General features: G+C 47.1%; 13 protein-coding genes. 11 read left to right on the top strand and 2 right to left on the bottom strand.

Annotation, left to right across the window (positions count from 1 at the left end; all coding sequences use genetic code 11):
- Nucleotides 1–30 precede the first annotated feature (30 nt).
- The 3 genes from mtaB (at nt 31) to ACHKAR_RS04805 (ending at nt 3448) form a co-directional block, all read left to right on the top strand.
- A complete protein-coding gene (gene mtaB, locus ACHKAR_RS04815) occupies nt 31–1347 on the top strand; it encodes a tRNA (N(6)-L-threonylcarbamoyladenosine(37)-C(2))-methylthiotransferase MtaB (protein WP_395416399.1) in 1317 nt (438 codons plus the stop codon).
- 2 nt (nt 1348–1349) lie between these two features.
- On the top strand, nt 1350–1958 hold the full coding sequence (locus ACHKAR_RS04810) for a fumarylacetoacetate hydrolase family protein (RefSeq protein ID WP_395416398.1): 609 nt from the start codon (nt 1350–1352) through the stop codon (nt 1956–1958).
- A 74-nt stretch (nt 1959–2032) separates the two neighbouring features.
- Entirely contained in the window at nt 2033–3448 is a 1416-nt protein-coding gene (locus ACHKAR_RS04805; protein WP_395416397.1) for a hypothetical protein, read from the top strand.
- Between the two features lie 57 nt (nt 3449–3505).
- On the opposite strand, the gene ACHKAR_RS04800 is transcribed toward ACHKAR_RS04805, so the two are convergent.
- The gene (locus ACHKAR_RS04800) at nt 3506–4930 is read right to left on the bottom strand and encodes a hypothetical protein (RefSeq protein WP_395416396.1); all 1425 of its coding nucleotides are present in this window, start codon (nt 4928–4930) and stop codon (nt 3506–3508) included.
- A 158-nt stretch (nt 4931–5088) separates the two neighbouring features.
- Between ACHKAR_RS04800 and ACHKAR_RS04795 the strand changes: the two genes are divergently transcribed.
- From ACHKAR_RS04795 to ACHKAR_RS04760, 8 genes are all read left to right on the top strand, one after another.
- Nucleotides 5089–6951 carry a M23 family metallopeptidase gene (locus ACHKAR_RS04795; RefSeq protein WP_395416395.1) on the top strand — a complete coding sequence of 621 codons (1863 nt, stop codon included), beginning with the start codon at nt 5089–5091 and terminating at the stop codon, nt 6949–6951.
- A gap of 4 nt (nt 6952–6955) precedes the next feature.
- Nucleotides 6956–7405 (top strand): thioredoxin-dependent thiol peroxidase, encoded by a 450-nt coding sequence (gene bcp, locus ACHKAR_RS04790; RefSeq protein WP_159579042.1) that lies wholly within the window; start codon nt 6956–6958, stop codon nt 7403–7405.
- 147 nt (nt 7406–7552) lie between these two features.
- Nucleotides 7553–10237, top strand: a complete 2685-nt coding sequence (locus ACHKAR_RS04785) for a TonB-dependent receptor (protein ID WP_395416394.1) — start codon at nt 7553–7555, stop codon at nt 10235–10237.
- Between the two features lie 119 nt (nt 10238–10356).
- Nucleotides 10357–18450: a LamG-like jellyroll fold domain-containing protein gene (locus ACHKAR_RS04780; RefSeq protein WP_395416393.1), complete on the top strand. Its 8094-nt coding sequence runs from the start codon at nt 10357–10359 to the stop codon at nt 18448–18450.
- Nucleotides 18451–18558: 108 nt separating this feature from the next.
- Nucleotides 18559–19494, top strand: a complete 936-nt coding sequence (locus ACHKAR_RS04775; RefSeq protein WP_395416392.1) for a DUF4249 family protein — start codon at nt 18559–18561, stop codon at nt 19492–19494.
- A complete protein-coding gene (locus ACHKAR_RS04770; RefSeq protein WP_395416391.1) occupies nt 19491–20546 on the top strand; it encodes a DUF4249 family protein in 1056 nt (351 codons plus the stop codon). The genes ACHKAR_RS04775 and ACHKAR_RS04770 overlap by 4 nt, the downstream gene beginning before the upstream one ends.
- 56 nt (nt 20547–20602) lie before the next feature.
- Nucleotides 20603–22846 carry a hypothetical protein gene (locus tag ACHKAR_RS04765; RefSeq protein ID WP_395416390.1) on the top strand — a complete coding sequence of 748 codons (2244 nt, stop codon included), beginning with the start codon at nt 20603–20605 and terminating at the stop codon, nt 22844–22846.
- A gap of 55 nt (nt 22847–22901) precedes the next feature.
- Complete coding sequence (locus ACHKAR_RS04760; protein WP_395416404.1) at nt 22902–24083, top strand: aspartate aminotransferase family protein; 1182 nt, start codon at nt 22902–22904, stop codon at nt 24081–24083.
- A 16-nt stretch (nt 24084–24099) separates the two neighbouring features.
- Here ACHKAR_RS04760 and ACHKAR_RS04755 read toward each other — a convergent pair whose 3' ends face one another.
- Nucleotides 24100–25278: an aspartyl protease family protein gene (locus ACHKAR_RS04755; protein WP_395416389.1), complete on the bottom strand. Its 1179-nt coding sequence runs from the start codon at nt 25276–25278 to the stop codon at nt 24100–24102.
- Nucleotides 25279–25297 lie beyond the last annotated feature (19 nt).

The raw sequence follows: 25297 nt of genomic DNA, 5'->3' as shown, positions 1-25297 counted from the left end.
AAAGCGGGATTTTATTACCTTTGCGCCTCTATGAAGCGAGTAGCCTTTTATACACTGGGATGTAAGCTGAATTTTTCCGAGACCTCCACCATTTCCCGAATGTTTGAGGACCGGGGATTCAAGAAAGTGGATTTCACAGACCAACCGGATATTTTCATCATCAACACCTGCTCGGTGACAGAGAATGCCGACAAAAAGTGTAAGAAGATCGTCAAGGAGGCTAAGAAAATCTCTCCAAAAAGCTTTGTGACCATCATCGGGTGCTACGCACAGCTGAAACCTAAAGAGATCAGTGAGATCAAAGGTGTGGATGCCGTACTGGGGGCTGCCGAGAAATTCAGGCTATTTGAATACCTCGATGAATTCATTGCGACCAATGAGCCCCAGGTATACGCCTCCGAAATACAGGAAGCGAAGCGATACAATGCCTCCTACTCCTACGGAGACCGCACGCGTACCTTTCTCAAAGTACAGGATGGCTGCAACTATGGGTGTGCATTCTGTACCATCCCTCTGGCCCGGGGCAAAAGCAGAAGTGCCAGCATCGCAGAGATCGTGGAGCAGGCCAAAGAAATCGCCGCATCAGAAGTGAAAGAAGTGGTACTCACGGGTGTGAATATTGGTGACTTTGGCATTCAGGATGGCAAGCGCAAGGAAAAATTTATTGACCTGATCAAGGCATTGGACGAAGTGGAAGGGATAGAGCGATTCAGAATCTCCTCCATAGAGCCTAACCTGCTTTCCACAGAGGTGATCACTTTTGTGAGCCAGTCCAAAAGGTTTGTGCCTCACTTCCATGTGCCCTTGCAATCTGGCAGTGATAAGATACTCCAAAGAATGAACCGGCGCTACCTGAGCGACCTTTACCAAGAGCGGGTGCACACCATCAAGTCGCTGATGCCACACTGCGGGATCGGTGTGGATGTGATCACCGGATTTCCGGGCGAAACAGAGGAAGACTTTCTGGAAACCTATCAGTTTCTAAACGAACTGGATGTATCCTACCTCCATGTGTTTACCTACTCTGAGCGCGCCAACACCCAGGCCCTGGAGATGGACGGAGTGGTTTCGCTAAAGGATCGGCAGAAAAGATCTAAAATGCTTAGAGCGCTTTCTGAGAAAAAGAAAAGATACTTCTACGAACAGCACGTCGATCAGATGCAGACGGTCCTGTTTGAGGATGATGTGGAAGATGGACATATGCATGGGTTTACCGAAAATTACATTCGCATCAAGGCCAAATATGATCCGGTACTCATCAATGAAATGAAGGTGGTAAAGATGGCCCGGGTAGATGCCAGCGGTCTGATGGAAGTAGAAGAAGTGGAAGAAATCCTCGCTCATTAATTATGAAAATCATCTGCATCGGTCGCAACTATGCCGACCACATCACCGAACTGGGAAACGAAAGACCAGAGACACCTGTGATCTTTATGAAGCCGGATACGGCCATTCTTAGAAACAATGACGCTTTCTACTACCCGGATTTCTCCAAAGACATTCACTATGAGTGTGAACTTCTGATCCGAATCAACAAAGAAGGCAAATCCGTAGAACCCCGGTTTGCGCACAAATACTATGATCAGATAGGCCTGGGCATAGACTTCACGGCGCGGGATCTACAGGCAAAAGCCAAGGAAAATGGACTACCCTGGGAAATGGCCAAGGGATTCAATGGATCAGCACCTACCTCGCCATTTATTTCAAAAGAAGGCTTCGACCTCACCAACACCCAATTTCAGCTGGAGCTCAACGGCCAGGTGGTGCAGGATGCCAACACCTCACTGATGCTCTGGCCAGTGGATGAGCTCATAGCCTATGTCTCCAAGTATTTCACCCTGAAAAAAGGTGATATTCTCTTCACCGGAACCCCAAAAGGCGTAGGCCCTGTGAAGATCGGTGATCGGCTGGTAGGCAAGCTTGCCGGCAGGCAGATGTTCGATTTTGAGGTGAGGTAGGTTACCTTTCAGTTGTTTCTAAAAATATTTATTCATAGCTTAAAACAGTTAACGCTAAAACTAACTGTCTTACTATGAAAAATTCACTCACCTACCTTACCCTATTTGTAATTGCCCTGGCTTATGCCTGCAATGGGCCAAAGTCTGCCACAGAGGAAGCATTGCCTCCTTATATCAATGTGAGCTACACCGTCCCCAAAGACCTGTCATCCGATGCCTCTCCAGAGCTTTTGGCGAAGTTTGCCTGGGAAGAACTTATTGCGCTCAACTGGAAATCATCTTACGACCTTTCACAGAAGCGTGGCAAACCGGACACCACCTGGAACTTTAGCCAATCTGGTGCTTATCCGGACCTACTCGTCTGGGAAACCTATGCGCACCGCTCTGAACTCCGTCCGTACTATGGCCAAATTCAGCCCTTTGACAATCCGCCACACTACAGCTTTGGCAATCAGCCCGCCCCCATTCCAGGCACCAATGCCCGCTTTGACCTATTCAATAACCTTGATGAATCTAACGAGATTGGTTCGTGCAATCTGTATGCCTACGACACAAGCCAGATGGTGCTCTATCAAGCCAAGGTCAACCGCTATGAGTATGACTACATCCAGCAATACTACGGTGACAGTGCATCTCTTGCCCAGGCGGCCGCCCGTACCCAGAACAACATCAACACTCTGAGTGCCTACTGTCCCGAATGTCCTACCAACTGCGACTGCCCTCAGGAGGCTGGAGTAATCTGTCTTCCCTGTGGTGGTGCCGAAAATGAAGGCAGCATAGAGGTGAAAACTGCCTGGCGCATGCTCACAGACCAAGATGACCATACCCGGTTTTACAAAGACTCGGTGATCTACTATGAAAAAGGAAATGATGGAGAAATCTACTATAAAAACGGTGTTTTTGGTCTGATCGGGATACACATCATACACAAAACCGAAAACTACCCCACCTTTATTTTCGCCTCGTGGGAGCAAGTGGATGTCACGGAGGCCAAAATGGAATTCATTTTACTGAACGGAAATGCCCAACCCACAGGTGCACCTCAAACCGTCAAAAGGCTACATGGGGTTCCTCCGGTAATCGACACGGTGAATAACAATGTGCATGCATTGCTGAAGAAGATCAACATGGAAAGTATCTGGCAATACTACCGACTCATAGGTGTACAGTCCCGCCCTGTCAACTCCATAGAAGAAGATCCGAATTACTACATGGCCAACTTCGTGATCGAGTCAGACTCCACGCTGGGTAATTTCCATGGAAGCTCTATTGGCAAACCATTTGACGGTGGAAATAACACCTTGTACAATAAAACTTTCTATAACATGGGTGGATGTATGGGCTGCCATGGAGCCACTCAGCTGAAAGGTACAGACTTTAGCTTCCTACTTGACTTTGCGGGTAAGCCGGTAAAGGATCCGGATGTCATCGATTTGATTCCCACAGAACCAAGTCCAAAAGTCAAAGCCTATATTCTGGGTATTCAATAAAATCACCTAAACAAGATAAGGTTTGGAAGCATGAAGCTTCCAAACCTTATCATTTTATTATTGGGGTCTGATGGCGACAGACCATAAAAAATCCACCTTAGTCATCCCCGCAAATACACTGTCCCCTATGTCAATAAATCCATCGGGTTGATAGGCAGGCGTATTGAAGTTTCCGGGAGCCCGGGCCGCCAGCCGATGACAGGTCATGCAATTACTATTAACACCTGTCCATGGGATACTATCCAAAACTCCATTTTTAGTCTTTATGGGAACAGTACCGAAAAGATTAGTTTCCAGGTAAGGATTAAAAGACACAAACGGCTCACCTGCTGCACTTCCTGCAGGGGTCACCATGAAGTAGGCCGTTCGCATATTATAGTGATCCCAGGGGGCCAATATAGATGTCGGCCTGTCTGCTCCGAAGAAAGGATGATCATTATAAGGTGACCACCAGAAGGTCTGCCATGTCCAGTTGTTAATCTCCTTGGAAGTAACATGCATTGCCATCAGCAAAGCATAGTTTCCCACCTTTACATTTTGATAGATGCTGGTGGAGTCCGTCATATTTCCCTTCCCCACGTCATCACCTGAAGTGGCCGCAAAGTCACTAAATTCCTTCACATCCTCCTCCGTCAGTTCAATGGCATAAAAATCTTCCAAACCAACCACCTGCAGCCACCTGGGAGGTTCGTTATTTACCGACATCAGGGCCGAATCTCCCGGTTTCAATACACCAGTAGGATCCACAATCACTCCCTGCCTCCAGGTATGTGGTTCAGGGTTTTTCAGATCTGTAGTGGTTTTTGGCGAAATGCCGTTCCAAAATGGAATGACCGTGGGGCCCGAACCATCAATGAACTGAAAAACCGGCTTGAGTACTATGGCCCGCTCATCAATAGAATCTGGAGTGGTTTGAATCTGACGAAGCGCAATCGGCGTTCCTGCCTGATCAAATGATCCATTGATCGAATCAAGAACCTCTGTCCGATTCAAACCAGACGAAACAATAAAATCCGCCACACTTTTAGTGTAGCGATTGAAAGAGGTAATTTGCTCGGGCAAATCCTGCGGGATAGCTCCTCCAATTACATTTTCAAAATGATGAAACTGCTTGGGTGATTGGAAATCTCTTACGATGTTGCGGGTTTTTATCCCCTTCTTCCCAGCCAGCTCAAACACTTCATAACCAGAATACCAGGTCTCCCAAACCGGCAACCCTTCCGGCCCTGGAGAGGTTATGGATCCCCACACGTCCCAGGCATGCGCTCGGATATTGGGTAAGTCCACTTCATCAATCATTTTTTGAATCTGATCTTTAGTAGCAGGATACGATCCAAAATTGGGAGGATCTGTATAGAGTTTATCGGTTATAAAGACAGCTTCCATACCCCGCCCCACCGATGAGGTGCAGGACGTGTGAACAAAAGCTAAAATCACAATGCCGGTAAGCAAAGCAATGAAGGCGGAGCGTAAATTTTCCATTAGCGTAGATTTGTTGTTGATCCGTTAAGTTACATTTTATATTTACAAAAAAGAAACCATCTCCTCTGAGCAATTAATTGCCAAAAACACGCAACATTTCACAGAATTCATCAGTTTTGTGATAGATTAAAAAAGAACATTTCAACGGCGCTATTTAGATGAGGTTTGGACTTCCTGTTTTATTCATTTTCTTAAGTATTCACGCATTCACCCAACCCTTCACCTCAGACAATTATTACCTTTTCCCCATCAATCCCGGTCAGCAAAATTTCCTGGCCGGCACCATGGGCGAGCTCCGCTCCAGTCACTTCCATGCGGGGTTAGACATCAAAACGGGTGGTCAGTCTGGCCTGCCAGTGCATGCTACCGCAGATGGATACATCAGTCGGGTAAGGGTGAACACAGGGGGCTACGGCTACTGCCTGTATATGACCCATCCCAACGGAACCACCTCGGTCTACGCCCACCTCAGTAAGTTTGAAGGACGCATAGCCAGGTACCTGCTGGACGAGCAATACAAAGCAGAAAGCTTTGAGGTTCAGCTGTTTCCTGACAAAAATCAGTTTGTGTTTAAGCGCGGTGAGATCATTGCCTACTCAGGAAATACCGGCTCCTCCAGTGGGCCGCATTTGCATTTCGAAATCCGGGATGCCAACCAACGAATACTGGATCCTTTAAAATTCAACTTCGCTGAGATCAAGGACAACATCACACCTCAGATGAAAAACATAGCCTTTGTGACCCTGGATGGTTCGGCGAGAGTGAACGAAACCTTTGGCAGGTTCGAATTTGATGCCATCAAGACCCATGACGTCTACCATACCCGGGTACCCATCAGTCTGAAAGGCAAAATAGGCATTGAGATATATGCTTACGATCTGTTGAACGGGGTGTATAACCGCAACGGAATTCCAGAAACTACCTTGGTCATCAACGGAGATACAGTCTTTAGTCAGTCCAAATCGAGTCTTTCCTTTGGCAAACAAAGAAACATTCTGGTACATATGGATTATGAAGCCTACAGAAATGGCGGCAAGAAATACAACAAGCTCTTTGTGGAAGATGGCAACACCAATGACTTTTACAATGTCTCTTCTCAGGGATTCAATTTCTCAGACTCTACCCACCTGATTCAGATCTATATGAAGGATAGCTATGGGAATATCTCCACTTTCGAGACGGAGGTCAACAACCGAAAGGTGGTCAATCTCCCAGACCCATACATCAACGAGTTCGAGATTTATCGTGATCACCTTCACTTCAAAAACATACATCAGGGGACTCCTGGAAAAATCTCTCTCTTTTTTGGCAATACCCGTAGACCCCTGGAACCTTACCGCACCGACAGAAGGGCCGCCTACTACCTGTGGAACCTACACGATGGCCTGCCTGATTCCATTGATTATGCTGGTAAAATCCTGAATACAGGCATTTATGCTGAAATTCCCTCTGGTTCTGAAATCAGTTTTTTCAACCATCACTCCGATCTGTTTTTCAAGCAATATTCCCTCTTCGATACCCTCTATCTAAGGTTCGAAAAAGATTATGACGCACAGCTGGGCCTGGAGCTATTCCGGTTTCCACACAATGACACCCCGCTGCGGTCCACGGTCAATATCCGATTGAAGCCAGAATATAGTTATCCTGAAAATACGGCTCGCGTCTACGCCGTTTATGGGAGTAATCTGAGTTATCAGGGAGGCACCTGGGAAGACGGCAATATCTCTTTTGACACCCGCGATCTGGTCACTTTCACCATTGCTGAAGACACCATACCGCCGGTCATCACGCCACGCATCATCAACTCCAGTGAGCTTTACTTCAAAATCAATGATGAACGCTCCGGCATCAAAAGCTTCAGAGCTACTCTGAACGGCTCCTTTCTCCTGATGAATTATGAATCTAAAAAAGACCTGATCTGGGCGGTGAGAAAAGATGAAAACATCCCGCTCAAAGGAGAGTTTATACTGGAAGTGGAAGACAACACTGGAAACAAACAAATTTACCAACGAAACCTCTAAGAAAATGAAACTACAAGCCGGCGATCAAGCTCCCGATTTTACCAGCATCGATCAGGATGGTAACCCAATCAGCCTCTCCGACTTTAAGGGTAAGAAAATTGTGCTCTACTTCTACCCCAAAGACAACACCCCGGGATGCACAGCAGAATCCTGCAACCTCCGCGACAATTACGCCAACTTGCAAAAGCAGGGCTATGTGGTACTCGGAGTAAGTGGCGACAGTGCCAAATCGCATAAAAAATTCATTGAAAAATTTGACCTTCCTTTTCCCCTCATTGCAGATGAAGATAAATCTGTACATGAAGCCTATGGCACCTGGGGAGAAAAACAAATGTATGGCAGGACCTATATGGGCACACTCCGCACCACGTTTGTCATCGATGAAAAAGGTATGATAGAAGAAGTGATCGCAAAGGTGAAAACCAAAGATCATACCGCGCAGATCCTGAAGTAAATTTGTATCAAGGGCCGATGGTCGACAAACTCTTGCCAGAAGCAGGGGAAGTTTAAATCCGTTTATTCTAAATTGTTGCAATTATTTTGACGCAACACATAAGGTAAACGGATACCACCTCTGTTTTCTGTAAGTACCAGCCAACCTATGCCACGAATACTTTTATCAGGCTTACTTCTCTTCTCACTGGGACTGCATGCGCAGAAAATTGCAGATTTCAGGTTTTCTTATGATCCTGTGGGGCAATCCCTCCCTACCCTTATCCATCAGGCCGAGAGCAACTTTCCCGTCACGGTCTTTTACAAAAAAGCCTGGATTGATAGCATTCGGGCTGTCTCAGTGCCGGACAATAAATTTCTCAGTATTCTGCAGGCCAGCCTGAGCAACTCGGGATTTCGTATCACCATCAAAGATGACTATTACCTATTCATCTATCCCGATGATGAGCTGATCACAGGTCTTGGCATCAATCCCTTTGAAGAAGCTCAGGTAAAGGAAACCTGGGTGGAAATCGGTGACCAGGCAAAAATGCAACCCGGAGTACCCACAAAGCTCACTGGCTATGTGAGTGATGCGACGGGCGAAGTGATCCCGGGGGTGACCATCAGCGTGGACGATGGCGGCAGTGGTACCATCTCCAGCCCTTTGGGCTACTATCAGTTGGAGCTGCTCCCCGGAAACCATGCCATCACCTACAATTACCTGGGTTTTGAGTCTGAACAGAAGAAAATCAAGCTTTACAGTCAGGGGACACTCAATATAAACCTGTATGAAGAAACCTCGGTACTGGAGGAGATTACCGTAGAGGAAGGCGGAGCCAGAGACAGGCTCACCAACACCAGCCTGGGAAAAAGTGACCTCAGTATCTATGCCATTAACAAAATGCCCGCGTTCATGGGAGAATCTGATGTAATCAAAAGCATCACCATCCTGCCCGGTGTGAGTGTGACGGGCGAAAGTAGTAGCTACATCAGCGTCCGTGGTGGCAACTACGACCAAAACCTCATTCTGATGAATGACATCCCCATTTACAACCCCTCGCATCTATTGGGTTTTTTCTCTGTGTTCAATCCTGACATGGTGAGCAAAGTATCCCTCTACAAGGGCAGCGTGCCCGCGCGCTATGAGAGTCGTGCGTCCTCAGTATTGGATGTGAAGCTCTCACCCCGGGCGTCCAGCCCGTTTATGGCTTATGGAGGCATCGGCATTCTTACCAGCTCACTTGGCGCAAAAGGTAAAGTACTGGACGACAAACTCACCTACACGGTAGGCTCCCGAGCCACCTATTCTGATTGGGTATTGAATGCCGTACCGGATAAGGATGCCAAAACCAGTGCGGCAAATTTTTGGGATTTCAACAGTGTGATCGAATATCAGGTCAATTCAAAAAACTCAGTAAAAGGCACCTTCTACAAAGCCAAAGACAGTTTTCAGTTTAGTGAAGACACCACCTATAGTTATGACCAGGTGGGATTTAGTCTGGCCTGGAACCATCTTTTCTCCAATGATCTGCTGTACAACCTCACGGTAAGCCACAGTGATTACCAGTATGAAACCGAAGGGGACGCACAGAATTATCAGTTTTTACTGAAAAATGGGATCCAACAATCGGGAATCCAGAACAACCTTACCTTTTCGAGAGGAATGCACGCACTGGAGGCCGGTGTACACCTCAACAGGTTCATCACCAGCCCAGGCTCCATGGAGCCGAATAGTCAGAACTCACTAGTGGTACCTACCACACTAAGTGAAGAACATGCCGTCACGGTGTCCGGGTACCTGGAAGATGAAGTGAAGCTCACCGAAAGCCTTCGGGCACGAGTCGGCCTGCGATATACCAACTACCAACTGCTGGGCCCACTGACGACCTACACCTATGCTCCGGATAGTCCCAGAAATGAAACCACCACCACCGGCGAAATCTCCTATGATCAAAATGAAAAAATAGCCAACTACCACGGAATGGAGCCGCGTGCTAGCATCAGTTATCTCTTCCCCTGGGCCACTTTGAAGCTTGGGTACAACAGACTTTACCAGTTTCAGCACCTCATCTCCAACTCCATCTCGGTAACGCCTCTGGACCAGTGGAAACTGAGCGACCAGTTTATCAAGCCGGTCATTTCAGATCAACTGGCTCTCGGAGTATTCAGAAATTTTCAGGATAACACTCTCGAAGCTTCTGTGGAGGGCTATGTGAAACACTATCAAAACCTGATAGAGTATAAAAACGGTGCTAACATCGTGCTTAATGAATCCCTGGAACAAGTCCTCATCAGTGGCGAAGGAAAGGCCTGGGGACTTGAGTTCTTATTGGCCAAGAACAAAGGAAAAACCCAGGGCTGGTTTTCCTATGCCTACTCACGCACGTTTATCAGAACTCAATCCCGACATATAGAAGAGCGCATCAACGATGGGGCCTGGTATCCCTATTATTCCGACAGACCGCACAATATCTCATTGTCTTTGGATCACAAAATCACCAACAGATGGTCTATGGGCGTCAACTTCAAATATGCATCCGGAAGACCAGTGAGTGCCCCGGCAGCCAGATTTGTGGTGGATAATGTGACTGTGGCTTATTTTAATGAACGAAACGGAGAACGCATCCCTGACTACCACAGGGCGGATATTTCACTCACCCACGAAAACAAAGTGAAGAAGAACCAGCAATTTCGAAGTAAATGGGTGATTTCGGTCTATAATCTATATGCCCGTAAAAACGCTTATTCCATCTTTTTCAAGAATAGTCCCGGTGCTCCAGCCCAACCATATAAATTGACTATTGCGGGCGCGATGATCCCTTCCCTTACTTACAAGTTTGAATTCAATTAAGTATTCAAACACCACTCCTTGCCTATTTTTAACAGTTAATGGTCTGATTGATAGTTGATTTTTTTCTGGTTATCAACACAGGAAAACCATATTTTTAGCCCGCCACTAACCTTTCCAACATGAAGACCGCTACCCTTCGGGTGTTTATCACAAACATCCTGACCGTACTATGTTTTACCCTCTATGCCCAATCTCCTGGCAACGTCTCCTCCAACCTCAAACTCTGGCTAAAAGCCGACGCTGGTGTGACTGGTACCAGTCCTGTTACAGCTTGGGGTGATCAGAGTTCCAGCTCGCTTGATGCGACAGCTTCAGGTAGTCCAGCATTGGTTACTGATGGTTTAAATTTCAATCCAACCATTGCTTTTGATGGGAGTGCGGATAGATTTATAACTGCCTCAACTTCATTATTTAGTTCTGGTAGTTCTCCTGCATCGTTTTTTATCGTCTTCGATACAGACAATGGTTCTAGCCAAAGATTTTTAGTCAACCAGAGATACAATAATAATTGCAACACAAACATTCAACTCGGCTATACAGCTGGAGGTTCTTCCAGAAACTATGGTCTTCATATAGGATGTGGACACGCAAGTGGAGCTCCAACAGGCACTATTCAAGATAATACCTTTTATCTGATGTCGACACTCCTGTTGAGTTCTGGAAATGCCCCGACCAACATCAATATTTTTCAAAATGGGGCAAGCCTTACTGTGTCCAATAATTCCAATGGCTTTACGGATGCCGGATCGTACGACACGCAATCTGTTCCTATAGATATTGGGGTTAGAAACGACGCTTTTGGAGGATCAAGTTTTGACGCTTACCATGATGGAGACATCGCCGAAATTATTGTGTACACCAGTACACCGACAGCTACAGAAAGGCAACAAATAGAATCCTATCTGGCCATCAAATATGGTCTCACGCTGGATCAAACCTCCCCCACCAATTATCTCGCCTCAGACGGAGGCACCATCTGGGATGGAACCGCTAACTCGGCCTACAACACAGACCTGGCAGGTATTGGAAGAGATGACAACTCCGCGTTGGATCAGCCAAAATCAAAAAGCGTCAACTCAAACGCGATTTTAACGATAGCCAATGGGGGTATTTATTCCCCTTCTACTTTGGGCGCCGATGACAGCTGGCTGGTGTGGGGGTCCGACAATGGAAGCCTTACCTTCTCCGAAACTGTGGACAACGTGACCTCCGGCACCTCCTCCAGAATGGCCCGAGCATGGAGGGTACAGGAAACTGGTACTGTGGGTGAAGTAGAAGTTGCTTTTCCGGTGGCTCACGCATCCGGCACCATCTCCATGCTCATTCACCCTTCAGACCCTGCCTTTCCAAATGACGCCAATCGGGACATCTTTGAAATGGAAAATGACGGGACTTACTATCGCGTCACAGTTGACCTGAGTAGCGGGGTTTATTTCTCTTTTGCGGCAGGGTCCGTGGATGCCAGCCCTGCGGTGTTGATCAACGAGATAGTGGCAACTCCCCGACAGGACTGGAGCGTGGGGAGTTTTTATAACCCCACTCCGGGCGGCGCCAATGGGTCAGATGATGAGTGGATAGAGCTTTACATTGCAGAAGATGGACTGGACCTCACGGGCTGGACCATTGAGTTTGATGATGGAGGGGAGGTCATTGGTGACCTCACTTCAAGCGGAGCATTTACTATTTCCAATTACCTATCACTACAAGGTGGATCCTTCAAAAACACCAAAAACGGGGATTTTCTGATCCTTGGTAATCCCATCGGATCAGAGCTCATCAATGCCACAGGAACCTCCCGTTTTTACCTGAGAGATGCCAGCGGCAAAATCATCGATCAGGTGACCACCTCGACGACCGAAGGCACCTTTTTCAATGCCAACTCCACAGGCACAACTGACGAATCCATTTCAAGAATTCCTAACGGAGGAGACACGAATATTGACCAGGATGACTTTTCGAAAACCAGGGCAACACTGGGCACGACCAACTCTCCGTCGGGAACGGTCAAAATCAATGAAGTAGTAACGGACCCTCAGCAGGACTGGAGTTCCATAGGGTTTAATGGTACTGCTCCCGGAGGAACGGGTGCGGATAATGACGAGTACATCGAGTTGTACATCGCTTCGGCCGGGCTTAACCTCACCCGATGGACGCTCGAGATGAAGGATGGAAGTGACGTCTCAGGAACTCTTTCCACTACCGGAGATGGGGTCTTCGCAACGGTCAATTACATCACTGCGGGATCCGGCTCCTTCATTGATACGGAGGTGGGTGATTACCTGATCCTGGGCAACCCCACCGGCGCTATGAACAATGATGTACTGATAATCCTAAAAGATGCCACCGGTACCGCTGTGGACAGCGTGCAACTGGGAGGAGCTGCCGGAGAAGCGCCTACCGGCAACGCTGCATCCGCAAACGATGAAGCCGTATCCAGATACGCCAACGCCGTTGATACGGGCGATGATGATCTGGATTTCGCACGTACCATAGCCTCTCCAGGCAGAACCAACTCCCCTACTGGTACGGTATTGATCAATGAAATTGTCACGGACCCCCAGCAGGATTGGAGTACCAACGGGTTTGACGGCACCATAGCAGGCGGCCTGGTTTCCGACGTGGATCAATGGATAGAATTATACATCGGAACATCCGGAATCAACCTCACCGGGTGGACCATAGAACTTACGGACGGCACAGACGTAATCGGAGATCTCACCTCGTCAGGTGCCTTTGATGTCTCTAATTATATTTCTAATACAGTTGGAAGCAGCTTTCTCAATACTGCCGAAGGGGATTATTTGATCCTGGGGAATGTGGACGGAACGGGAGCCACCAATGATGACATTCTCATCACACTCAAAGACGCTGCTGGTAACATAGTGGATCAGGTAGAACTGGGAGATGATGCCGCCGGTGACGGCACAGGAGACGGAGCCCCCGATGGTTCGTCAGTTGGCGGAGATGCTACAGACCTTTCTAATGAATCCATCTCCCGCCTACCAAACGGAACAGATACCGGAAACGATGTTGCTGATTTTCAGGCCATTTCAGCCACACTCGGACGAGCTAACTCTACGTCGCCCATCCCGGTCATTGGCAACGGACTATTATTTGACGGGATTGAGGACTACGTGCTGATAGCCAATGATGCTGATCTAGACTTTAATCAGAGTGGATTTACTGTTGAGTTTTGGGGATTTATTACAAATACCAGCGCTTTCCCACTGGCCAAAGGGACAGGTGGTACTGGTAATGAATACTTCTTTGAAGTGGACGCCACCGGAAAAATACGATTTGGGGTAACGCGGGACAACGACACCCAATACACCTCCGGGTGGTCTACCACAGATATCAGAAATGAATGGTATCATATTGTTGGGATTTTTAATGGTGGCTCGATCGATCTGCACATCAATGGGGTTATGGAAAACTCCACCAGCTGGGCAGGAAGTATGAAAACCGGACAAGGCGACTTCTTTATTGGAAAGCAGGCCACTGGTGATTTTGTGGCCGGAAAAATTGATGAGGTCAGAATCTGGAATGATGTAAGGGCTCAATCAGAGCTCTGTCAAAACATGAATAAAACCATGAATGGCAATGAAACCAACCTGGTTGCTTATTACAGATTTGATCAAGGTAGCGGACTTACCCTCCCGGATATTACTGTCAATAACAACGATGGTACTTTAAATAATATGACCAGCGCTGATTGGGTAGTGGCAGAATGGAATGCATTTTCGGATATGGGACTCATCCTTGATGGCGGGGGTTCTGATATATCTCCTGGTACATCCGCCAATCTTACCATCACCGATGTTGATTTCTTGCAAAACTTTAATGACTACCTCATTTTTGGCCATGAAAACAGTGACTTCAGTGAAGTCACCAGTGACCTTCCCTCTGGCACATTAGTGTCAGCACGATATGATCGAAACTGGCACATAGCAAAAAGTGATGTAGTAGGCACTGCAGGTGGAGATGTAACCCTCTCGTTTGATTTGGGGTCTACACCTAATTCAGACTACACTTATTACCTCTTGGAGCGTGCAGGCACTTCAGGAGATTTTTCAATAGTTCCTGTAGACGGCACCAATCCAAGTGGCACGAGTATCGTGTTTACCATCAACGCCTCACAAATAAACGATGACTCCTATTACACCATTGGAAGGTCAGATACTGGCGTAGGAAATGCACTGGATTTTGATGGAGTGGATGATTTTGTGACCATCGGGAATCAATCTGATTTTAAGTGGATGCATGGAGCCAACAACGCCTCAGCCTTCCAACTAACTCTTTCTTTTTGGATAAAAATGGAAGATCCCAACTTTGACAATCTTGCCTATCTAATCAGTACAACCACTCTGGCAGCTGCCCAGATCGGAGCAGGTATTCTTTATGATGACCGATCCAGCCAGGGCAAACAACGGAACTTACGGTTCTATGTGGTGGGCGGATCTGCCCCAGCCATTATTGATGATCCTGGCGTGACGGACATGTTTCCAAATGATACCGATTGGCACCATCTGGCGGTATCTTATGATCAAAGTCTGGGGTCGAATAATGCAAAATACTATATAGATGGGGTGTTAATCAGAGAGTTTTCTAAACTTTCAGGAACACCCACTTCCTCCAATTCCACCTCTTCTTTAAGTATTGGGGCTGGTGCCGATGGTACCACAGGTTTTTTGAATGGGCAAATGGATGAAGTGGGGATTTGGAACGTTGCCCTGAGTCAACAGGAAATCATCTCCACCATGTACACCAACCTCACTGGTGACGAAGCAAACCTAATCGCCTACTACAGAATGAACGATGGCATCGGGGATGGCAATGCAAGCTTGCCAGATCTTAGCGGAAACGGAAACAGTGGTACATTGACCAATTTTGATAACCTCAATGCCGCTACAGCGTCTTCAAACTACCTCACATCGACCAGAACAACATTTGAAAACACATCATTAATTGTCAACGGCGGTGCGCTTACGGCCTCATCAGACGAGTTGACTTTGACGAGCACACAAACAGCCGGCGATTTTCTACAAGACTCTGGCGATCAGATCATTTGGGGAAATGATGGCGGCAATTTTTCAGAAGTAGCCACAGACCTCCCCTCTGGAACCCTGCTCTCTAATAGAATAGACAAGACCTGGTATTTAGATAAAAATGATGCCGTAGGTACCGCCAATGGAAACCTCACTTTTTCATTTGACTTAGGCGCAGCGCCTAATCCTGATTATACCTATTACCTGCTCACCCGAGCCGGGACATCAGGGGATTTCTCCATCATGGAGGTGATTAGCTCAGTACCTAGCGCCAACAGTATCGAATTCACCGTGGATGGAGCTCAGGTAGTTGATGGAAATTATTTCACATTAGGACGTTCCGATTCTGGAGCAGGGAATGCTTTGGATTTTGATGGAACTGATGATTACGTGGATCTTGACAATTTGGGGTTAACATCCGGAACCATTGAAATGTGGATTTATGCCAATGATGTAATTGACAATAGAAGAATCTACAGTCAACTAACTGGAGCGACTAGTCAGGCGGGATCAATCGGTATTGATCCAAACAATACTGACGATTTCGGAATTTTTACTTGGACAGGAGCGGCCTGGCTGGAGTTAGTTGACGTTGGATCTGACTGGTCAGGAGCATGGCATCATTTTGCAGTAGTGTATTCTGGTGGAGTAGCAACTGCCTATTGGGATGGCGTTCCGCAATTGACCCAAACTACAAATTTGGACTTTAGTGGTGTGAGTATGGGTGTTGGCGCACAATATACTGGTGGAAATGGAACTACGTTCAATGGGAAAATCGATGAATTAAGGATTTGGGATGATGCTCGCTCACAGTCAGAAATTCAGCAAAACATGTACCGATCCCTGGATGTGGCGAATGAATCAAACCTGATCGCTTACTACAAATTCGATCAGGGTATTGCCGATGGTACCAATACAGGAATAAATCTCCTTACAGATCACAGTGGAAATGACAACTCCGGGGATCTTACCAACTTCGCCCTATCATCTACTACCTCCAACTGGGTAGGATCAACAGCAACAGTTGTGGACACTGCTTCGGCTCCAGCACTGGTAGGTCCGGGCAATGCTTTGGATTTTGATGGTACGGATGACTATGTAATGGTCTCGTCGCCATATACAGGGTTTACTAACGCTCTATCCGTAGAGTTTTGGGTAAACGCCACTGCAATGCCCCCTGGTTCTATATTGGGTCAAAGCACTTCCGACGTAAATGCCGCAGCAACCAATGTTTTCTTAATTGGAAATGATGGATCAGGAGGAGACATCACCTTTTATGTGGCGGATGGGTCAGGGTTTCCGGGGGTTGTAACCACCACTACGAATTTTCTGGGTACCGGCTGGCATCATGTAGCCTGTGTAAGTGATGGTGCAGCCACCAAAATCTATGTTGATGGTATTCTTGAAGGAACTGGAGGAGGTGTTCCTTCCATTAATTCAAACCTATCCGCAGCATTGCACATTGGTAAGGATTCGAGGTATTCAACCACTCGGTTTTTTGACGGAATTATAGACGAAGTTCGTATCTGGAATACCGCCCGAACGGCTACTCAAATCCAAAACAATATGTTTGAGGAATTGACCGGATCAGAAACGGGTCTCGTGGCCTACTACCGTTTTGATGAAGCTACTGGCTCCACCACCCTCCCGGATGAATCTACCAATAGCAATACCGGCACCTTGACCAGCATGGATGCCGCCACTGATTGGGTGACGGCTGCTGCGCGTGAGCCTTTCAAAACCCTCAATGGCGGAAACTGGAACAGTACCTCAACCTGGAAATCAGGAGCGGTACCCAATGCATCCACTGCCGTGTTGAACATCAAACATGACATCATACTGGATGCCAGTGTGAGTGCAGATATGATTAATATCAACGATGGAGTGACCCTGACCCTGGCCTCAGGGCAAACCCTATCGATTTCCCGCAATATCATTGACAATGGAACAATCACCGGAGACGGCTCCATCCTGCTCTCCTCTGGTACTCCAAAGCTCGGAGGTACCTTTGGCAACCTGACTGTGAACGGTGCGTCCCCTACACTAACAGCCAACACTACATTATCAGGCACTTTAACCCTGACCAGTGGCAACATCACTCTTGGAGACTACAACCTGACCATCAATAGTGGCGGGTCGATCGCAGGCGGAAGTAGCTCCAGCTATGTGCAAACACTGAACCAAAACACCGGTGGCGGAGCACTGCAACTGGAAGTAGCCAATGGATCCGGGCCTGTCATTTTCCCTGTCGGCACATCCACCTATACCCCATTCACCATGGTCAACCTGGGCGCCACCGCAGACTTTCAGGTACGGGTATTTGACGGTACCTTTAGTAGAGGTACCTATGGTACCGCTCATGTTACTGACCTGGAAATCAACCGGACATGGGATATCAACTCGGGCGACAGTGGCTACAACACCACCATTACCATACAATGGAATGCGTCAGAGGAGGATGCTTCCTTTAACAGAGCGGATATGTTTATCTCAAAAAATCGTTCAGACGGATACTGGCGAATCATAGCTGACAACCTCAGCGCTGCAGGTGCCAACCCATACACTGCCTCTGCCTCCGGGGTTACTTCATTTAGTCAGATAGGTGCTGGCAGTGATGGCTCACCTCTACCGGTTTCACTCGTTCACTTCAGTGGGCAAGTTCTGGAGACTGATGTATTGATCCAATGGAAAACTGCTACTGAAAGCAATAATGATTACTTCATCCTGGAAAGGGCTTCCTCTTCCCGAGAGTTTGAGCCCATCCACAAAGTAGAGGGTGCCGGAGACAGCGACCTGCTTTTGGAGTATGACTTTATGGATAGAAATCCTTTCGCAGGACATAATTATTACCGACTAAAGCAGGTGGATTTTGATGGAGCACATGAGTACTCCAGTACCATTCTCATCAATAATGAGTCCCTACCGAAATCCTGGTCAGTCTATCCAAATCCTTTTGTGGACGACATCACCTTCATTTTCGGAGGCGATCAGGAGGGTGAGGCCGAGCTGATTTTCTATAATTTGGCTGGCAAGAAAATCGATTCTTATCATTTGAATATGGTAAATGGCAGACTCAACATAAACCATCTACAGCTGCCAGATGGCGTGTATACTATGAAGTTGTTTTATAACGGTCAGGAGTTTACACAAAAGGTGATCAAAGAATAGAATATTCAGGTTCATTGATAGTGGAATTCGCATCAAGGGGTGTTCTTCTCCAAACAGGACATTTATTTACCTGTTTATCCTAAATTACGTGTTACAAAACACCTTGATTTGAGCCGGCATATTTTACAGGTCTTTTTGATTGTTACACTGATGCACTCTGCCGGGTGTGAGTCTCCCTATGATTTTGATAGTGAGTACACCGAATACCTGATCGTGGATGGGAAAGTCACCAATATAGGTTCGGAAGTAATCCTCAGTTATTCAGGGAAGTTTGATGCGAACAATTCTACCCTGAAACCCCTCACTGGGGCTGAGGTTTTATTGGAAGATGATGCCGGAGGCAGCTACACTTTCATAGCAAACACCAATGTGTATACACCCCCTCAGGGGTTTTCACCAAAAGTGGATGAAACGTATACTCTGAAAGTACTGGTGGCAGGTCAAAGCATTATTTCAGAGCCGGAAACCATCCATCCAGGGTTTTCCTTTCACCTGGAAGCAGAAGAAGTAACCCGCGAGGTTTTTAGCCCCTCTAAGGTGACTAAAACGATAAATGGTCTTGATATCATCGCGCGTATTGACAGTACCATCCCGGACAATACTTACGTAAAATGGGATTACATGGTCCTTTGGACGCATCCCTATACTGGCCAGCTGATGCGCGAATCAGGAGCCAGCCAGTTTAAAGTGATGTCCTCTGCTGACTTGAAAAGCAGTGGCTCTTCTTCCTTTTCGGTGCTCTTTTGGGAGGACGTTCAGCGGTATTTTTACGCTGAAGGCGTGGCGGGCCTAGAGCCTGTTGCCAACTTCCAGTACCACATCTTTGTCACACAAACTACGCTCTCTAAGCGGGCCTATCAGTACTGGCAACAGATTCACGCCCAGCTAAAAAACACAGGCGGTATTTTTGATGCCGTACCCGGCACCATCAGTGGCAATCTATCTATTCATGGGGCGGATCTCCCGGTTTTGGGATATTTCTCTGCTGGAACCGCCATCAGGCAGGAAATCGTACTCGATGACGTAATGATTCTCGTACCATGAGTCGCTCAGTCAACAACCATAAAGCTTTCCCGTTCCTCCTGGTTTTGTTAACCATCACCCTCCTCACTCCCGGCTGTGAAGAGCCATATCAGTTTGACAAAGAGTATTCCCGCTTCATCCTCATAGATGGGCGTGTCACCACCAATGGATCTCGTGTGATCGTGAGCTATTCGGGTGGGTATAATTCTGACAGCACCATTCTCACACCGATCACTGACGCCACCGTGATCGTAGAGAGTTTCAGCGGCCAGTACTACGTCTTTGAGAGTCTTCTCAATAATGTCTATAACCCACCAGAAGACTTTGACCCTGTGGCAGGAGAAACTTACTTGCTTACCGTGCAGGTGGGTGATAAGACCATTCTTTCAAGACCGGAAACAATGGTGCCTGCCCTACCCTTTGACCTCACCGCAACTTACGCGGAACGAACCGTATTCACGGCTAATAACGAAGCTGAAATCAGATATGGACATGACGTGACTGCCTCATTCGTGCGGTCCATTCCAGAAACCACTTTCTTGAAATGGAAATACGAAGGAGATTGGGAGCACCCCTACACTTATGTGGATTATCATGAAGTGACCGGCTCCCAGTTCAATCTGATGTCCGGATCTGAGCTCAACGCCGCTGGAATCTCCGGCTTTGATGTGCTCTGGTTTCCTAATCAAAACGATACCTACTCAGAGGCTCTGGATTTTGCCATTCAGGTAGAAGACCTGGAAGAAGACGATTATATTGGAACCCTCACACCCGAAAACCAACAGGAAATCCTGGATTCACTCACCCTTGTTAATGACACCACACCTGCCAAGCAATATACTTACACCTTGAGGGTTATCCAATCCACCCTATCCGAAAGAGCATACACCTACTGGGATCAGATACTCACTCAGCAGAGAAATACCGGTACCATTTTCGATGCACTGCCCGCTGAGTTTGAAGGGAATCTTTTCGTGCCCAACACCAATGAAGTTGTATTGGGTTATTTTTCTGCAGAAGATGTTGAAATGCGTGAATATGAGCTTTTTTATATAATGGATCGAGTCAAATGATGAATCAAGAAGTTAAATTCAAGTCCATTTCCATTTCCCATCTCAACTATTGCAGAATGATGAAAAATCTAATTTTCATACTGCTGATGCTGGTGCTGAGTGAGGCAAAAGCTCAGTCAATCAGTGAGGATCTGGAGGGAAAATTCATGCGATTCATTGAAAATCATCCAATTGAAACGCCCGTTCTCCATGTTGGTTCCCGTGTAGTTTTCACGGGAGATACCTTGAGAGTTTCGGGGATGGTTACCGATCTGTTTTTCAGGCCCACAGATGCTATCAGCCAGGTGATGAAGGTTTCGCTGGTAGATACGACAGGCCACGCGTTGAGGACGCTGAACTTCAAGAATCAGGCAGGTACTTTTTATGGATCCTGGTACATTCCTCACACCACTCCCACGGGAAGCTATTTTCTGGTGGCTCATTCAGCTTACATGCAAAACTTTGAGGAAGACCTGAGGGCCATCACTCCTGTCTATATTAAGAATATCTGGGATCCCGGAACCACCCAAAAGTTTACCAACATACAAGCCAAAAGGACTTTTTCAGTGTATCCCGAAGGTGGTAAACTGATCCCCGGACACAATCAAAAGGTTCTTATCTCAGCGCCTCAGGCAGATGCCACAAGCGGTAAAGTTATGAGCAAATCAGGAAAGGTGATCTCCGAGTTTCTATTCAATGAGGGCTTTGGAGTGACTTTTTTTACTCCTGACCGAAAAGAGGACTACTTCATTCAGGTATCCACATTGTCGGGAAAAACTCACCGACAGGCAATGGATATTGAGCGATCAGGAGCCACGTTCAAGGTATCTAAAGTTGGCAGTCGGTATTTCGTCAATGTCCTCACCACGGAGGCATCAAACCAGTTCCTGTCGATGGTTTTGGAGTCTGGCAATCGCCTCCAGTCTATCCTTCCGGTCACCTTCAACGACCAGGGCACAGCTACCTTTGTATTACCCTCCTCAGCGCTTCAAGGACATTTTCATACTGCCGCACTCCTGGATGATCAATGGAATGTGCTGGCGATCCGTCCCTTCCACACCCTGCCAAAAACAATGGCCCTTTCAGGGCCTGATACGGTGAAAACTGATACCCAAATTTCGTTCGAGTTTCCGTCCGCCTCCGGTACTGCATCCACTTTCTCCATGAGCATACCTGACGCGTTCAGCTCCAACACTTATTTACTCACGGACATGGCCCTGCACTATGCCTTTGCCCCGATCAGTGCCCGAGTATCTGCCATGGCAGGTACCTTAAGTATCGACGATCTGCTGATTTATTCCACTTCTTGGTTCAATCAGAAGTGGAACAACATCCTTTCGGGATCTAAGCCCTTTTCAATGACCACACCCCCTGAATTGGGAATAGATCTCAGAGGCGAAACCGAAACCGTTTTGCCAGAAGGTTCATGGATTCATTTCCATCAATGGAAAAACAAAATGAGCTATTCGCTTGAAATTATGGACGGCCGGTTCAACCTGCCATTGACGGATTTCTACGACCAGCAAACCTTTACTTATGGAGTAAAGGACTCTACAGGAGGGCCCATTCAGACGCAGGTGAAGTTTGAAAACCTGATTATTGACCTCCCGGAGATTGAATACATCGAAGAGTCAGCTACAGACTCACTGATCAACAAGGCAGTCGGACTGAAACGGGTAATGGCCCAATACCAGTCGGAAACCCTGCTCAACCGGCCAAGCTTATACGACCAACTGACATCCGATCGGGTATATGACATGACTGACTATGTCATCCTGAAGTCGTTTCATGAGGTGGTGGTAGACATTCTGGTGGGCATAGGTATCCGGTCTGTTAAGGGTGAGAAGGAGCTCAGAATCAATGATCCTGTTTCAGGTGAAACTTTCGATTATAAACCGACCATTATCATTAACGATCATCAGGTGGCCAATGATGATATGATCTGGACCATTCCGCCCATCTACATTGATGAAATTAAAGTGATCAGCAGCAAAGAGCACCTTGGTGTTTTTGAGGGATTAGGTGTGCATGGAGGTATACTCGGCATTCAGCTTCAGGATGATGCACCCGATGCGTTAATCAAAAATATTATTGATCAAAAAATAGAAGTGACGGGTTTTCTGCACTCGCAAAAAAGCCCGGCTTCAGATCTACCAGATTTCAGACACGAACTCATCAATACAGCTGGTAAACAGAATGATTGGACCGTGAAATCCTCCGACGAAACAGGAGTTTATCGCGCCCTTATCCAATGTCTCTCTACGGATGGCGCAGTGTCCATCGCAGAGAAAAAAACGGTGGTTATACTCCCGCCAAAGTGAGGTAAAGATATCTTCCGATACTGCGCTTTGAATCCTTTGTTACCTTTGCGGCATGATAAGCAACCGACAGCTCTTCCTTAGCCATCTGGCCCAAACCACGGATTTCCCACTGCTCGTAGAAATAGAAAGAGCCGAAGGCATTTACATGTACAGTCCCGAAGGCAAAGCCTACATTGATCTGATCTCCGGCATAGGTGTGAGCAACGTAGGGCACTGCCACCCCCACGTGGTGAAAGCTGCCAAGGACCAGATAGACAAATACATGCACCTGATGGTCTACGGTGAGTATGTACAGACCCCGCAGGTCAAACTTGCTGAGGCCCTTGTCCGAACACTCCCGGCACCATTGACATCAGTCTATCTGGTAAACTCCGGCAGTGAGGCCATAGAGGGCGCCATGAAGCTAGCCAAGCGATTCACCGGGAGGCCTCACATCATTTCCTGCAAAGATGCTTATCACGGGTCGTCACAAGGAGCCTTGTCCGCTGGAGGCAATGAGTTTTTCAAGCAAAACTACCGTCCGCTGATTCCCGGTCACCTGCATATGCCGTTCAACAGCTTGCCAGCGCTGGACCTGATAGATCATCAGACTGCTGCCGTGCTCGTAGAGACTGTGCAGGGTGAAGCGGGAGTACGCATAGCCTCTCCTGAGTACTTCGCAGCGCTGAGGGCTAGATGTACCGAGGTAGGCGCCCTATTGATTCTCGACGAAATTCAGGTTGGTTTTGGCCGTACGGGCAAATTCTGGGCTTTTGAACATTACAACATAGTACCGGATATCCTCGTCAGCGCCAAGGGTATGGGCGGAGGTATGCCCATCGGTGCCTTCATCAGTAGCAAGGAAATCATGGATGTACTCAAAGACAATCCCATCCTGGGGCACATCACCACTTTCGGAGGACACCCGGTAAGTGCTGCTGCCTCTTTGGCTACCATTGAGACCATAATGAGTGAAAATCTACTGGCCGAAGTGGAGGCTAAGGCCGACTATTTCAGGTCGCTACTGGTGCACCCCAAGATCATCAACATCAGAAACAAGGGACTTATGATGGCCGTAGAACTGGAGTCATTTGAACTTCTGAAGCCGGTTATAGACAAGGCCATCGAATTGGGGGTAGTCACGGACTGGTTCTTGTTTTGTGACAATTCTATGAGAATAGCCCCTCCGCTTATCATCACTTTTGATGAAATAAAAAAAGCCTGCAATATCATTTTGCAGGCCCTTGATTCGGTTTAGTTAAAATCTATACTTTCTAAAGCAGCGGCTCAAGATTGAGCGATGCTTTTGAGGTGACCCCCTCCTGGAGATATTCCAAAGTGACTGTTTTATTGTCTATGTCCTTGAGCATCTTCCTGATCTCTGGAAGCGTATAAGTGCTGATATCCGTGCCGTTAATCGAGATAATCTCAGCATTTTCTTTTATCCCTGCAGCTTCTGCCGGACTCCCTTCAAACACCCGGTGAACCAGCAACTTCTGGAGATCCTCTCCATACTGAAGGTTCAGCCCGCTTGCATTTACTAAAAATGGCTGCTTATTGAAGTCATTGGCTTCAAAATAGGCGGTGCTGGTGCTGTAATTAAATGTGATATTAAAACGCTGAAGCAGATTGTTGCCCAAAATGCCCGCCACCTTTTTATTATGCTGGATGCCATGCTTGGCCTGACTAATGCCCACTGGCATTTCATCAAACTCAAAACTACCAACGCTAAATTTCTTTACTCGCCCTTCGTAGTGCATGGTCTCCTGATCTGCCAGACCCGCCACAGGATACGAATAGTGATTTCCGGTCTTAGAAATCACGTCGTGCTTGGTCGCAAAAAAAGTGTTGAAATCCATGCTGGTACCGGCTCCGGTATTGATGAAAAAGTAATCCTTGTATGACTCTCCATTATTCAATGTTACACTGGCCTCTATCGTCGGGATATAATTCACCAGTTTAAACTTGAAGGCTTCTCCCTCTCCCTGATAAGCAAATCCCTCTGGCTGATACAGGTTCATGACCATCTCATCATAATTCAACTCAACCACATAATTCTTAAGGAGGTCATAGCCTATAATTCCATCGATGTTTCTACCGATCGTACGTTCCAAATGACGCAAATTGGTGGTGTAGAGCTCAATATCATTCACCTTCACATCGCCTATCTCTACCTTATTGTGGGCAATCAGTGCCCCGCTGATGGTCCCCTGAGCACTGGTTTTGGACTTTTGATGATCCGTTTTTAGATTCAACTTCTTGGCCAAATCGATATCAATCACAGCCAGTCCATCTCCCGTATCAAAAATGAAATCCACCGGCTCAGAGTCATCCACACTCAGAGAAATAAACAAATGATTTCCGAATAACTCAAAGGGTGTAGAGGTGATCAGTTTCTGAGCAGAAAGCCCAAAAGAGCCAAAAATGGTAAGTAGCAGAAAAATCCTTTTCATGTTTTGTAGGAATGATTGA

The organism is Marinoscillum luteum, assembly GCF_044005705.1.
In the GTDB taxonomy this organism is placed as follows: Bacteria; Bacteroidota; Bacteroidia; order Cytophagales; family Cyclobacteriaceae; genus Marinoscillum; species Marinoscillum luteum.
The sequence above is the reverse complement of the archived record's forward strand: the minus strand, read 5'-3'. Positions and strand labels throughout refer to the sequence as shown.

What these genes read in the sequence shown, in the direction of transcription:
- ACHKAR_RS04755 (WP_395416389.1), bottom strand. Translation starts at nt 25,278, where the DNA reads ATGAAAAGGATTTTTCTGCTACTTACCATTTTTGGCTCTTTTGGGCTT.
- ACHKAR_RS04785 (WP_395416394.1), top strand. Translation starts at nt 7,553, where the DNA reads ATGCCACGAATACTTTTATCAGGCTTACTTCTCTTCTCACTGGGACTG.
- ACHKAR_RS04805 (WP_395416397.1), top strand. Translation starts at nt 2,033, where the DNA reads ATGAAAAATTCACTCACCTACCTTACCCTATTTGTAATTGCCCTGGCT.
- ACHKAR_RS04780 (WP_395416393.1), top strand. Translation starts at nt 10,357, where the DNA reads ATGAAGACCGCTACCCTTCGGGTGTTTATCACAAACATCCTGACCGTA.
- mtaB (WP_395416399.1), top strand. Translation starts at nt 31, where the DNA reads ATGAAGCGAGTAGCCTTTTATACACTGGGATGTAAGCTGAATTTTTCC.
- ACHKAR_RS04765 (WP_395416390.1), top strand. Translation starts at nt 20,603, where the DNA reads ATGATGAAAAATCTAATTTTCATACTGCTGATGCTGGTGCTGAGTGAG.
- ACHKAR_RS04800 (WP_395416396.1), bottom strand. Translation starts at nt 4,930, where the DNA reads ATGGAAAATTTACGCTCCGCCTTCATTGCTTTGCTTACCGGCATTGTG.
- ACHKAR_RS04810 (WP_395416398.1), top strand. Translation starts at nt 1,350, where the DNA reads ATGAAAATCATCTGCATCGGTCGCAACTATGCCGACCACATCACCGAA.
- bcp (WP_159579042.1), top strand. Translation starts at nt 6,956, where the DNA reads ATGAAACTACAAGCCGGCGATCAAGCTCCCGATTTTACCAGCATCGAT.
- ACHKAR_RS04795 (WP_395416395.1), top strand. Translation starts at nt 5,089, where the DNA reads ATGAGGTTTGGACTTCCTGTTTTATTCATTTTCTTAAGTATTCACGCA.
- ACHKAR_RS04770 (WP_395416391.1), top strand. Translation starts at nt 19,491, where the DNA reads ATGAGTCGCTCAGTCAACAACCATAAAGCTTTCCCGTTCCTCCTGGTT.